This window comes from Streptomyces sp. NBC_00690 (assembly GCF_036226685.1).
GTDB lineage: Bacteria > Actinomycetota > Actinomycetes > Streptomycetales > Streptomycetaceae > Streptomyces.
This window is the reverse complement of sequence record NZ_CP109009.1, coordinates 6,670,439-6,683,454: the sequence shown is the minus strand read 5'-3', so window position 1 is coordinate 6,683,454 and position 13,016 is coordinate 6,670,439. Positions and strand designations below refer to the sequence as shown.

The following is a 13,016-nucleotide window of genomic DNA, read 5'->3' as shown; positions in this document are numbered from 1 at the left end:
CTCCACCACCCCTCCCCCATCCGACTTCCTTCAGGAGAACCCGCCATGTATCTGACCGCCGAACGGGACGACCGTGTGGTCACCGTGCGACTCGACCGGCCCCGGGTGCGCAACGCGCTGAGCACACCGCTGCTGGACGAACTCCTCGCGGTGCTCCAGCCGCTCGACGACGACCCCGGCATTGGCTGCTTCGTCATCACCGGCTCCGACGAGGTCTTCGCGGCAGGTGCGGACATCAAGGAAATGGCACACAAGTCAGCGCCCGAGATGATCGCCGAGGACTACTTCGGTCGCTGGGAGCAGTTCACCGCACTGCGCACCCCCAAGATCGCGGCGGTGGCCGGATACGCCCTCGGCGGCGGCTGCGAACTGGCCATGATGTGCGACACCATCATCGCCGCCGACACAGCCGTCTTCGGTCAGCCGGAGATCACGCTGGGCGTCATCCCCGGGATGGGCGGAACTCAGCGGCTCACCCGGCTGGTGGGCAAGGCGAAGGCGATGGATCTGATCCTCACCGGCCGCACCATGGACGCCGCCGAGGCCGAGCGCTCCGGCCTGGTCGCCCGGGTCGTCCCCGCGGATCGACTGGCGGCCGAGGCATACACGATGGCGCGCACCATCTCCTCCTACAGCACCCTCGCGGCCCGGGCCGCCCGAGACACTGTGGACCGCGCACTGGAGACGGGCCTCACCGACGGGGTCCGCTACGAACGGCGGTCCTTCCACTCACTGTTCGCCGGAGCCGATCAGAAGGAGGGCATGCTCGCCTTCTTGGAGAAGCGAGCCCCGAAATTCCGGCGAGACGGCTGACAGGCCAGGCGCCCCCGGCGCCCGGCCCACCGCAGGTCACCAGCCGCCCGGGACTGCCTTCGGGTCCCGGGGCTCCGGCGCGTGTTTCGGTGGCCGGACCCAGCCGGCCCCGTGGAGGGCGGATGATGTGGAGGGCTGCCGGGCCCATCGGCGTTCAGCCTCCGCCGGGGGTCACGCCGCCCTTCAGTCGCTCCAGGTCGGATGCCCGGACCTGGATCACCAGCAGGGCGATCACGGCGGCCACCGCGGTGAAGATCGCAGCCATCACGAAGGCCGAGGAGATCCCGGAGGCGAGCACCTGGTTCGCCCAGGATGTCGGGAGTTCGCCGGTCCGTTGGAAGGTCAGGCGTTCGGCGGGGGTCGCCTGTTTCAGGAACTGCGGGATGACCTCATCGGCCTTGTTGCGGCTCGCGGTGCCGAACACCGTCACCAGGATCGACAGTCCCAGCGAGCCACCGACCTGCTGCATCGCGTTCAGCAGACCGGACGCGGCGCCCGATTCCTCCCGGGAGACCCCGGAGACGGCCATGAGTGTCAGGGACACGAACTGCATGCCCATGCCCAAGCTGAAGATGAGCATCGGCCCCAGCACACTGCCGAGATACGTGGAGTTCACGTCGGTCTGGGTCAACCAGCCAAGACCCAACGCCGCCAGGATCGCGCCGGTCACCATGAAGGGTTTGGGACCGTACTTCGGCAGCAGTTGGGACGTCACCCCGGCCCCGATCGCGATCACCGCGCTCACGGGCAGAAAGGAGAGACCCGCCATCAAGGGGCTGAACCCCAGGACGTCCTGGACGAAGAGGGTGAGGAAGAAGAACATGCCGAAGATCGCCGCGGCCAGGCTGAGCATGATGCCGTAGGTGCCGGCGCGGTTGCGGTCCGCGAACATGTGGAGGGGTGTGATCGGTTGCCGCGAGCGTCGCTCCACCAGGATGAAGACGCCGAGAAGAACGACCGCCGCCACGAAAGAGCCGATGGTGAGCTTGTCGCGCCAACCTTCCTGAGCCGCGCGGATGAACCCGTAGACCAGGGCGACCATGCCCAGGGTGGACGTCAGCGCGCCCGCTACGTCGAAGTGTCCCGAGTGGCGCTCGGACTCCGGGATGTAGCGGGGCGTCACCACCAGGATGAGCAGGGCGATCGGCACATTGACGAAGAACACCCATCGCCAGTCGAGCCACTCGACGAGCATGCCGCCGGCCAACAGCCCGATCGCGCCACCGCCCGCGGAGACCGCGGCGAAGACGCCGAAGGCCCGGTTCCGTTCCGGCCCCTCGCGGAAGGTCGTGGTGATGAGCGCGAGCGCGGTGGGAGAGGCGATCGCGCCGCCGACTCCCTGAAGGGCTCGGGCGGCAAGGAGTTGCCAGGAGTTCTGGGAGAGGCCACCGAGCAGGGATGCCAACGCGAAGAGCGCGACGCCGAACATGAAGACGCGCCTTCGGCCCAGGATGTCGCCCACCCGTCCACCGAGCAGCAGCAAGCCGCCGAAGGTGAGCGTGTAGGCGTTGACCACCCAGGCGAGGCTGGTCGTCGAGAAGTCCAGCGCGCTCTGGATGTGCGGGAGCGCGATGTTCACGATGGTGATGTCGAGGACCACCATCAGCTGACAGGAGGCGATGACGAGAAGGGCTATACCCTGGCCGCCACCCTTCGCCGGGGTGGTGGCCGTAGAGGTGGTCGGTACCGGTCGGGGGGTCGTCATGGCGCATCGTGCCCTCACGGGAGGGTGAGCGGACGGGACCGTCCGCCAATCCACCCATCGACCGTAAGCCCGGCCCCCGGCCCCCACCAGTCGATCAAGATCTGCTGCCCTGGCAGAAGGAATCCGCTGGTGGCAGCCGTGTGGGCCACGTTTCGACGATACGACGCGCGGTGATCGGCCCGAGTCGGCAAACTCCGGTGCAGGCGATCGCGGGCCCTACAGTGATCGGGTGGTCGACCAGCACACCTCCCATTCACTGCTCGTCACCTTCTATGCAGCCTACGGACGCGAGGTACCGAGCCCCTTCCCCCTCACCCGACTGCTCCGGCTCCTCGCCGCCCTCCAGGTGGACGGTTCTTCGGTGCGCTCCTCCGTCTCCCGGCTCCAGCAACGCGGACTCCTCGTCCTGGAAGAGGACACGGAGGGAGCCACGGCGCACGCGCTCTCGGTCCAGGCACATCAACTCCTCGCCGACAGCGACCGCCGCATCTACGACCGGCACACTCCGCGACTGGCGGACGGCTGGGTGCTCGCGGTCTTCTCCGCGCCCGAGCCGGAACGCCACCACCGCCATCAGCTCCGCTCCCAACTGGAACAGCTCGGCTTCGGATCAGCGGCTTCGGACGTCTGGATCGCCCCGGCTCGGCTGTACGAGGAGACCCGGCACACATTGCGCCGGCGTCAACTCGACCCGTACGTCGAACTCTTCCGAGGCGAGCATCTGGGGTTCGCCGCGACGGCGGAGGCGGTCGCGAACTGGTGGGATCTGGCTGCGATCACCAAACAGCACCAGGCGTTCCTGGACGAACAGGAACCGGTGTTGCGAAAGTGGTCGGCAGGACAGGTGCCGACGCCGCGGGAGGCGTACCGGGACTATCTGCTGGCCTTGGATTCCTGGCGCCGACTGCCGTACGCGGATCCGGACCTGCCGATGGAACTGCTCCCCGTCGGATGGCCGGGAGCACGATCCGCCGAGGTGTTCGCGGCCCTGCACGAGTTGCTACGGGACGCGGGAGCACTCTTCATCACGACGTGAGACGACCACCACACGTGAGACGGCCACGCAGGGGAGACGGCCCACCGAACAACGTACGACTGCGCCCGCCGGCGGGATACGGGCCGGCGGGCGCAGTTGCTCCTCCCCCTGTCGAAGGCGATGGTCAGTGCGCCCCGACGGTGTGGAGTCCTGCTACTTCACTTCCTTGAGGAGACCGCTCTTCACATTGAAGACGAATCCACGAATCGCGTCGGTGTGGGTAACGAAGGGGTCCACCTGAATCCGTCGAACCGATTGCCGAACGTCGTCCTCCAGATCGGTGAATGCCTCCGGAGCCCAGTGCGGGCGGATTCCTTCCTCTTTCTCGATCTCGCGCTTGAAATCATCGTCGGTGAAGGTGAGCATTCCGCAGTCGGTGTGGTGGATCAGCATGATCCTCCGGGTGCCCAGCAGCCGTTGGCTGATGACCAGTGAGCGGATGGTGTCCTGCGTGACGACGCCTCCGGCGTTCCGGATCACATGGGCATCGCCGTCCCGAAGCCCCAGCAGCGCATAGATGTTCAGTCGGGCGTCCATACACGCGACCACGGCGAGCCGACGGGCAGGCGGTAGCGCGAGCGGCCCACCAAAGGATTGCGCGTATGTCTCGTTGTTCACCAGATATTCATCGGTGGCTGACATTTCTTACCTCACCTTACGAGTCCCCCGAGAGCACTTCTCGCCCCCGTCGCCAGGCAGGCTAACGACTAGGAATTCGAACAGGAAAGTTTCCTTCACCCATTACCCACGGTCGAAATCCGAAAGAAATAGTCAGCTTATCGACGAATGGGTGTGCGAAATTCTTTTTACTTGACGGAGGCGCTCGGGGGTAGGCGTGAGGCGGGGCCGGTGCCGTACCGCGGTTGTGGCAGGGCTCCTGATCGGGAGGGTCACCGACCGGTCGAAAACCCGAGGGGCTTCCTCCCGTGGAGGCCGAGCGACCGCCTCCTGGCCGTCCGGCCAGCCCCCACTGTGACGATCGAGAAACGGATCCCGCTGTGTCCACTGTGTCCGGCCCGGCCTCCTGGCGCATCGCCCTGCCGCATACGGCGGCGGCGGTACCGATGGCGCGTGCCCTCATCCGTACGGCGTGGGCTGAGCTCGCGGCGACCGCGGACAGCGCCACGGCGGAACTGCTCACGGCGGAGTTGGTGGCGAACGCGGTCGAACACACCCACGTCGCACACCCGATCTCGCTGGTCGTACAACTCCTGCCCACCGGATGGCGGGTGGAGGTGCACGACGGCGGACCGATGCTGCCTGGGCAGCCGCCGCCTCACTCGGGACGGCCGGTTGCCCCGTGGTGCGAGAACGGCCGCGGACTACTGCTAGTCAGGGCACTCAGCTCGGATTGTGGACAGCGACCGACGGCGGAGGGCAAGGCCATGTGGTTCACCCTGCGGACCACCGGTCCGTGAATCCCGGCGGACCAGTCAGTGACCGGGCGCAGCACTACGCACAAGGTGGCCCGGTCGCGCTTCCCGAGGCGGAGCAGGCAGGAGCCACCTCGGCCGAGCCGCGGCACTTCAGGCCGGCAGCGCCCCGGGGGCAGCGAGGGTGGCCACCAGTACCGCCTTGATCGTGTGCATCCGGTTCTCCGCCTCGTCGAAGACGACCGAATGATCCGATTCGAAGACCTCGTTCGTGACTTCGAGTTCGGTCAGCCCGTAGCGCTCGTGGATCTCCCGGGCGACCGTGGTGTCGAGGTCGTGGAAGGCGGGCAGGCAGTGCAGGAACTTGACGTCGGGGTTGCCGGTGGCGCGCAGTACGTCCATGGTCACGGCGTACGGACCGAGGGCCTTGATCCGCACGTCCCAGATCTCCTTGGGCTCACCCATGGAGACCCACACGTCCGTGGCCACGAAGTCCACTCCGTGAGCCCCTTCGGCGATGTCCTCGGTGAGGGTCAGTCGGGCGCCGCTGACCTCGGCGATGGCCCGGGCCCTGGCCACGATCTCCTCGGTCGGCCAGAACGACCGGGGCGCGACGATGCGTACGTCCATGCCGAGCAGGGCGCCGGTGACGAGGTAGGAGTTCCCCATGTTGAACCGGGCGTCGCCGAAGTAGGCGAAGGCCATCTCGTCGAGCGGCTTGGAGCAGTGCTCGGTCATCGTCAGTACATCGGCCAGCATCTGGGTGGGATGCCAGACATCGGTGAGGCCGTTGTAGACGGGTACCCCGGCGAACTCCGCCAGTTGCTCGACCGTGGCCTGGGCGTCGCCGCGGAACTCGATCGCATCGAACATACGACCAAGAACGCGTGCAGTATCCTTGGCCGACTCCTTGCGTCCGATATGCGAACTCGCTGGATCGATATACGTAGTAGCGGCCCCTTGGTCCGCCGCCGCGACCTCGAAGGCGCAGCGCGTGCGCGTCGACGCCTTCTCGAAGATCAGCGCGATGTTCTTCCCGCTGAGGAGTCGCACCTCGGCGCCGGCCCGCTTCGCGGCCTTCAGCCGGGCGGACAGCTCGATCAGACTGCGAAACTCCTCGGCCGTGAAATCCAGCTCCTTGAGGACGTGGCGGCCTTCGAGATGTATCGCCATGGTGGGTACTCCTGCGTCGCGAATGCGGTGACTTTGGAAGTGTATACGAAAGCATGCATTGCTATACAGGTGCGGGGTGGGTCCGACTCCGACATCCGGAAGCACCCGGGGGCGCAGGCGCTGCCGTCGCACGCCCCTGTATGTCGCCGCGCACGGTCACACGGGCGCGCGCTCCACGGGACAGCTCATGCACCGCGGACCGCCCCTCCCCCGCCCCAGTTCGCTCCCCGGGATCTCAATGACCTCGATGCCCTGTTTGCGTAGATGGGTATTGGTCGTGACATTGCGCTCGTACGCCACCACCACACCAGGCTCCACCGCCAGGACGTTGCAGCCGTCGTCCCACTGCTCGCGCTCCGCCGAGTGCACGTCCTGGGTCGCGGTCAGCACCCGGATCTGAGTGAGGCCGAGCGCCGCGGCGATGGCGCTGTGCATCTGCTCGGGCGGATGATCGCTCACCTTGAGCCCCTGCGGCCCCTCGGCCGGTTCGATGGTGTACGACCGGAGATTGCCCAGCCCTGCGTACTGGGTGAACGTATCTCCGTCGACCATGGTCATCACGGTGTCGAGATGCATGAACGCCCGCCGCTTGGGCATGTCGAGCGCCACGATCGTCCGGGCGGAACCCGCCGCGAACAGCCCGCGGGCCAACATCTCCACCGCCTGCGGCGTGGTGCGCTCGCTCATCCCGATCAGCACCGCGCCGTTGCCGATGACCAGGACGTCACCGCCCTCGATCGTGGACGGATAGTCGTCCTGCCCCTCCGACCAGTGGTGGAAGGCGCCGGCCTGCGAACCGGTGAAGAGGGGGTGGTACTTGTAGATCGCCTCGAAGTGGACCGTCTCCCGCTGTCTCGCGGGCCATCGCATCGCGTTGATGGAGACCCCGTCGTAGATCCAGGCCGAGGTGTCGCGTGTGAAGAGGTGATTGGGCAGCGGGTCGAGGAGGAAGTCGTCGAGGTCCATCGCGTGGAAGCGCACGGACGTCGGCTCCGGATGACCGGCGAGGAACTCCCGCTTGGTCATCCCGCCGACCAGCGCTTCCACCAGGTCGGCCGTCGGAAGCTCATCGAAGACGGCCCGTAGATGGTCGGTGGCCAGGGGACCGTACTCCTTCTCGTCGAAGACGCGGTCCAGGACCAGCTTCCTGGGTTCGGGGATCTCCAGCGACTCCCGCAGGAGATCCCCGAAGAGATGGACCTCGACGCCCCGGTCACGCAGTATGTCCGCGAAACCGTCATGCTCCTGGCGGGCCCGGCGGACCCAGAGCACGTCGTCGAAGAGAAGCGCGTCCTTGTTGCTGGGCGTCAGACGCTTCAGCTCCAGGTCCGGGCGGTGCAAAATGACCCGGCGCAGCCGCCCGGCCTCGGAGTCGACTCGAAATCCCATGTCCCCATCCTCACCGCGCGGCGCCCACTTCACTCGGAGAACTGCCGGAACATCCCGGGCGGCACAGGGCCCGACCCTGCCCGGACGAGGCGCAGCGAGCGGGGAAGTTCACCGAAGTGCCTTCCTGGCTCGCTGCGCCCGCGCCGATCACAATCGGGGGTCCACCGGCTCCGACTCCAGGGCGAGCACCGCGAAGACCGCCTCGTGGACGCGCCACAAGGGCTCCGAGTCCGCCAGTCGATCCAGCGCTTCGAGCCCGAGCGCGTACTCGCGCAGCGCGAGGGACCGCTTGTGGTTCAAGAAGCGCTGACGCAGCCGCTCAAGCTGGTCGGGGCGGGTGTACTCGGGACCGTAGATGATCCGCAGATACTCCCGGCCGCGCACCTTGATGCCCGGCTGCACGAGTCGCCCCTTGCCGTCACGGGCCAGGGCCTGGAGCGGTTTGACGACCATGCCCTCGCCGCCGCGACCGGTCATCTCCAGCCACCAGTCGACGCCGGCCCGTACGGATTCCTCGTCGCCGGTGGCCACGACCAGGCGTCGAGTGACCTGGAGCAGGCCCGCGGCATCGTGCTCCACCAGCCGGTCCAACCAACCCAGTTGGACGTCGTGGGGCTCGGTCGCCAGCGAGCGACCGCGCACGGCCAGGATCTGGAAGGGAGCAAGGCGCACCCCGTCGAGACCGTCGGTGGGCCAGCAGTAGCGCCGGTAGGCCGTCGTGAACGCCGCTGCGTCAGCAGCGCGCTCCCGTTGCGTGGCGAGCAGTCCCTCGACCCCGATGCCCCGTGCCACCGCCGACTCCAGGACGCTCGTGGCGGACGGGAAGACGGCGGCGGACGCGGCGCCGACCGCCGCGTACTGCGAGCGCAGCAGCCCGGACGCCTTCAGCGACCAGGGCATCAGCTCCGCATCGAGGAGCAGCCAATCGGTGTCCAACTCCGTCCAGAGGCCGGCCGCCGTGACCGCGGCCCGCAGACGGTCGAGGATCTCCTCGGTGACGGTCTCGTCGTCGAAGAAGGGGCGGCCGGTGCGGGTATAGATCGTCCCGGTGGGCCCGTCGACCCCGAACCGCTGCCTGGCCGCCTCGGCGTCCCGGCAGACCAGGGCCACGGCGCGCGAACCCATGTGCTTCTCCTCGCACACGACCCGGGCCACACCGTCCGCCCGGTACTGGGCGAACGCCTCCACCGGGTGCTCCAGATAGCCCTCCTCCTTCGAGGTGGCGGTCGGCGCCATCGTCGGCGGCAGATAGGGCAGCAGCCGGGGGTCGACGGCGAAGCGGCTCATCACTTCCAGGGCCGCCGCCGCATTCTCCTCGCGCACGCTGATCCGGGCGTGGTGACGGGTCTCCACCACCCGACGCCCCTGGACGTCGGCGAGGTCCAGCGGACGGCCCTCACGGCTGCCCGGGGCATCGGTGAGCAGCGGACGGGCCGGTTCGTACCAGACCTTCTCGGCCGGTACGTCGACGAGCTCGCGCTCAGGCCAGCGCAGGGCGGTCATCTTCCCGCCGAAGACCGCGCCGGTGTCCAGGCAGATGGTGTTGTTGATCCAGGACGTGTTGGGGACGGGGGTGTGGCCGTAGACCACGGCGGCGCGTCCGCGGTAGTCCTCCGCCCACGGGTAGCGCACGGGCAGGCCGAACTCGTCGGTCTCGCCCGTCGTGTCCCCGTACAGGGCGTGGGACCGGACCCGGCCGGAGGTGCGGCCGTGGTACTTCTCGGGCAGACCGGCGTGACAGACGACCAGCTTGCCGCCGTCCAGGACGTAGTGGCTGACCAGTCCGTCGATGAACTGCGCCACCTGCTCCCGGAAGGCGGGATCCGTGGCGTCCTCCCGTTCCAACTGCTCGATGGTCTCGGCGAGACCGTGGGTGTGCTGGACGTTTCTGCCCTTGAGGTAGCGGCCCAACTTGTTCTCGTGGTTGCCGGGCACGCACAGGGCGTTCCCCGAGGCCACCATGGCCATCACGCGCCGCAGGACACCGGGACTGTCGGGACCCCGGTCGACGAGGTCGCCGACGAAGACTGCGGTACGACCTTCCGGGTGCACGCCGTCGACGTAGCCGAGCTTCCCGAGCAGGGTGTCCAACTCGGAGCTGCATCCATGGATGTCTCCGACGATGTCGAACGGGCCGGTGAGATGGCGGAGGTCGTTGTAGCGGCGCTCCAGGACGACCTCGGCCGCCGCCACCTCTTCGACGCTGCGCAGGACGTGGACCTTGCGGAAGCCCTCGCGTTCCAGTCCGCGCAGGGAGCGGCGCAGTTCGCGCTGGTGGCGCCGGATGACGCGGGGGTCCATGCCGGCCCGCTCGGGACGCAGCGCATTGCGCTCGACGCAGACCGCTTCCGGCAGGTCGAGGACGATGGCGATGGGCAGTACGTCGTGCTGCCTGGCCAACTGCACGAGTTGGCGACGGCTCTCGGCCTGCACGCTGGTGGCGTCGACGACGGTGAGCCGACCGGCGGCGAGGCGTTTGCCCGCGATGTAGTGGAGCACGTCGAAGGCGTCGCCGCTCGCGCTCTGGTCGTTCTCATCATCGGCGACCAGGCCGCGGCAGAAGTCGGACGAGACGATCTCGGTCGGCTTGAAGTGCTGGTGGGCGAAGGTGGACTTCCCAGAGCCGGTGGCACCGATCAGTACGACGAGGGAGAGGTCGGTGACGGGGAGCTTCCGGTGCGGGAGCGTCCCGATGCTGTCGGTCGTCGTGGTCATGCGGCCTTCGCCTCCTTCTCGCTGTCGGTGCGCTCGTCGGTGCGCTCGTCCGTACGCCGGCTCCCGGTGGTCTCGCGGCCCGGCCGGTGTGCCCGGTCCTTGCCGTCGGGGGTGTTCCCGTCCGGCCGGTCGGCACGGGTGAAGATCGCCATCTGGGTGGGCGGCCCCACCTCGGGATCGTCGGGGCCGACCGGAGTGAACGCGACGTCGTAGCCGTTCCGCTCGGCGGTGCCGATGGCCCAGGCGCGGAACTCGGCGCGCGTCCACTCAAAACGGTGGTCACCGTGACGGACATGGCCCGCTGGCAGGGTCTCCCAGCGGACGTTGTACTCGACGTTCGGCGTGGTCACCAGGACGGTCATGGGGCGGGCGGCCCCGAAGACCGCGTACTCCAGGGCGGGCAGCCGAGGGAGGTCGAGGTGTTCGATGACCTCGCTGAGCACGGCTGCGTCATACCCGGTGAGCCGCTTGTCGGTGTAGGTGAGGGAGCCCTGGATCAGCTTGATCCGGGCGGCCTGCCGCTCACTCATCCGGTCCAGTTTCAGGCGCCGTTCCGCGATCGTCAGCGCACGTACGGAAACGTCCACTCCGACGATCTCCGTGAAGCGCACATCCTTGTGGAGGGCCTGCACCAACTGCCCCTGCCCGCAGCCGAGGTCGAGGACACGGGTCGCGCCGGAGCCTCGCAACGCCTCCAGGATGGCGTCCCGCCGCTGCTCTGCGAGCGGTACCGGCTTCTCCTCGGTGTCGGTCGATTCGTCCACCGCGTTGTCGACGTCCTCGACCTGGAGATCGTCGGACTCGGCCAGTCGAACCAGTTCGAGGCGTTCCATCGCCTGTCGGGTCAGTCCCCACCGTCGGGAGAGATAGCGGCTGGTGATCAACTTCTGCTCGGGGTGGTCGGCGAGCCAGCCGTCCCCCGCGCGCAGCAGTTTGTCGACCTCGTCCGGGGATACCCAGTAGTGCTTGGCATCATCGAGGACCGGGAGCAGGACATAGAGCTGTCGCAGTGCATCCGCCAGCCGTACTTCGCCCTCCAGGACCAACTGGACATAGCGCGAATCACCCCACTCAGGGAACTTCTCGTCGAGGGGGACCGGTAGCGCCTCCACACTCCAGCCGAGCGGGCGGAACAGCTTGTCGACCAGTTTCGGGCCGCCTCTGGCGGGGAGCGCGGGCACCTCAATGCGCAGTGGCAGGGGAGCCTCGGCCCGCTCGGGACGCGCTGCGCACACACCGCGTAGGGCGCTGCTGAACACCGCGCTCAGGGCGACCGCAAGGAGGGAGGAGGCCGCGTAGGGGCGGTCGTTCACATACTGGGCGAGCGCTGCGTCGGGCGCGCCGCCCCTCCCCTTGCCCTTGCCGCGTCGCACCAGGGCCACCGGATCCACTTCCAGCAGCAGGGCAGCGGTGCACCGCTCGACGGACGCCTCGGGATAGAAGACGTGCGCCGTGCCGTACGAGGTGGAGAACGTCTGCGCCTTGTCCGGATGCTTGTGGAGCAGAAATCCAAGATCGGTGGCAGGACGTTCAGGAGTGCCAGTTGTACTGATTGTCAGGAACACCCCATCGATTATTGTGCATGCGACCAGGTCGAGAAAGCGATTTCTCGGTGCTTCGCTCAGACGCTGCGAGCCGGCCCACGCAACCGCTCAGACGCTGCGACCGGCCCGCGCAACCGCCCGGACAAACGGACCGATGCCCGTTCAGCCTGCTCGGACACTGTTCGTGGGGTCATGGGGCCCGAGCGCCCCACGCCGATCGGGGAAAGGACACGTCGTCCCCACCCGGGCCCGTCGAGTTCCTGCCGCAGGTGTCCATGGCGCTGCGCCGACCGGCTGCCTACCGCCACCGATGAGGAAAACCCGCTAGCGGCCGTCCGTCGGGGGAGCGCCGGGAGGCAGCGGCGGTGCGAGCGCCTCGGCCAGTTCGGCGATCGCATCGGGACCCACCCGACAACAGCCGCCCACCAGTCGGGCGCCCGCTGCCAGCCACTCCCCCGCCACACCGGGGTCGTACGCCGAACTGCCGCACCACGCCCGACGGCGGCCGTCCCAGCCCTCACCGCTGTTGGGATAGGCGACCGCGGGCTTCCCCGTCGCCGCCACCGCGCGTGCCACCGCCTCCCCCACCTCGTCGGGGTGACAGCAGTTGACCCCCACGGCGATCACTTGAGGATGGTTGGCGGCCAACTCCATGGCCATGGACAGTTGCTGGCCCGCCCGCGTACGTCCATCGGCGACGTTGTACGAGAGCCACAGCGGCAGACCGCACCCTTCGGCTGCGCGCAGCAGGGCTCGGGCCTCATCCATGTCCGGAACGGTCTCCAGAGCGAGTACGTCGGGGCCCGCATCGGCCAGTGCCTCGATGCGGGGCCGGTGGAAGCGTTCGAGTTCGCCCACCGAGAGCCCGTACCGTCCGCGGTACTCACTGCCGTCGGCGAGCACCGCGCCGTAGGGACCCACCGAGGCCGCCACCCACACTTCCTCGTCGCTCCGGTCACCCACGAGGCGGGCGCACTCGACGCTGCGGGCCAACAGCTCACAGGCCCGCGTCCGACCGATCCCGCGTCGGGCGAAGCCCTCGAAGGAAGCCTGATAGCTGGCGGTGATGAGTACCCGTGCCCCCGCCCGTACATATGCGGTGTGGGCGGCGACCAGTTGGCCCGGATCATCGGCGAGCAACCCGGCCGACCAGAGATCACCGCTCAGATCACATCCTTGCGCCGCCAGTTGGTTGGAGAGACCGCCGTCGAGGACGACGGGGCCCCCGGCGAGAGCGGTGGCGAGCGTACGGGTCGGGCGCACGGGCC

General features: G+C 68.2%; 10 protein-coding genes. 3 read left to right on the top strand and 7 right to left on the bottom strand.

From position 1 onward, the window contains the following. Positions 1-45 precede the first annotated feature (45 nt). Positions 46-813, top strand: a complete 768-nt coding sequence (locus tag OID54_RS29255) for an enoyl-CoA hydratase-related protein (RefSeq protein WP_329024332.1) — start codon at positions 46-48, stop codon at positions 811-813. A 154-nt stretch (positions 814-967) separates the two neighbouring features. On the opposite strand, the gene OID54_RS29250 is transcribed toward OID54_RS29255, so the two are convergent. Continuing rightward, positions 968-2,518, bottom strand: a complete 1,551-nt coding sequence (locus OID54_RS29250; protein WP_329024330.1) for an MFS transporter — start codon at positions 2,516-2,518, stop codon at positions 968-970. Between the two features lie 229 nt (positions 2,519-2,747). Between OID54_RS29250 and OID54_RS29245 the strand changes: the two genes are divergently transcribed. Next, positions 2,748-3,554 carry a PaaX family transcriptional regulator gene (locus tag OID54_RS29245; protein ID WP_329024328.1) on the top strand — a complete coding sequence of 269 codons (807 nt, stop codon included), beginning with the start codon at positions 2,748-2,750 and terminating at the stop codon, positions 3,552-3,554. A gap of 153 nt (positions 3,555-3,707) precedes the next feature. Here OID54_RS29245 and OID54_RS29240 read toward each other — a convergent pair whose 3' ends face one another. Next, a complete protein-coding gene (locus OID54_RS29240) occupies positions 3,708-4,196 on the bottom strand; it encodes a beta-class carbonic anhydrase (protein ID WP_329024325.1) in 489 nt (162 codons plus the stop codon). A 356-nt stretch (positions 4,197-4,552) separates the two neighbouring features. On the opposite strand from OID54_RS29240, the gene OID54_RS29235 reads away from it, so the two are divergent. Then, positions 4,553-4,972 carry an ATP-binding protein gene (locus OID54_RS29235; RefSeq protein ID WP_329024323.1) on the top strand — a complete coding sequence of 140 codons (420 nt, stop codon included), beginning with the start codon at positions 4,553-4,555 and terminating at the stop codon, positions 4,970-4,972. A 108-nt stretch (positions 4,973-5,080) separates the two neighbouring features. Here OID54_RS29235 and argF read toward each other — a convergent pair whose 3' ends face one another. From argF to mmuM, 5 genes are all read right to left on the bottom strand, one after another. Further along, complete coding sequence (argF, locus tag OID54_RS29230; RefSeq protein ID WP_329024321.1) at positions 5,081-6,100, bottom strand: ornithine carbamoyltransferase; 1,020 nt, start codon at positions 6,098-6,100, stop codon at positions 5,081-5,083. A 156-nt stretch (positions 6,101-6,256) separates the two neighbouring features. Continuing rightward, on the bottom strand, positions 6,257-7,489 hold the full coding sequence (locus OID54_RS29225; RefSeq protein WP_329024319.1) for an arginine deiminase: 1,233 nt from the start codon (positions 7,487-7,489) through the stop codon (positions 6,257-6,259). A gap of 147 nt (positions 7,490-7,636) precedes the next feature. Then, positions 7,637-10,204: a polynucleotide kinase-phosphatase gene (locus OID54_RS29220; RefSeq protein ID WP_329024317.1), complete on the bottom strand. Its 2,568-nt coding sequence runs from the start codon at positions 10,202-10,204 to the stop codon at positions 7,637-7,639. After that, entirely contained in the window at positions 10,201-11,769 is a 1,569-nt protein-coding gene (locus tag OID54_RS29215) for a 3' terminal RNA ribose 2'-O-methyltransferase Hen1 (RefSeq protein ID WP_329024315.1), read from the bottom strand. Before OID54_RS29215 ends, OID54_RS29220 begins: the two co-directional genes overlap by 4 nt. A gap of 303 nt (positions 11,770-12,072) precedes the next feature. Beyond that, positions 12,073-13,011 carry a homocysteine S-methyltransferase gene (mmuM, locus tag OID54_RS29210; protein ID WP_329024313.1) on the bottom strand — a complete coding sequence of 313 codons (939 nt, stop codon included), beginning with the start codon at positions 13,009-13,011 and terminating at the stop codon, positions 12,073-12,075. Positions 13,012-13,016: the final 5 nt, after the last annotated feature.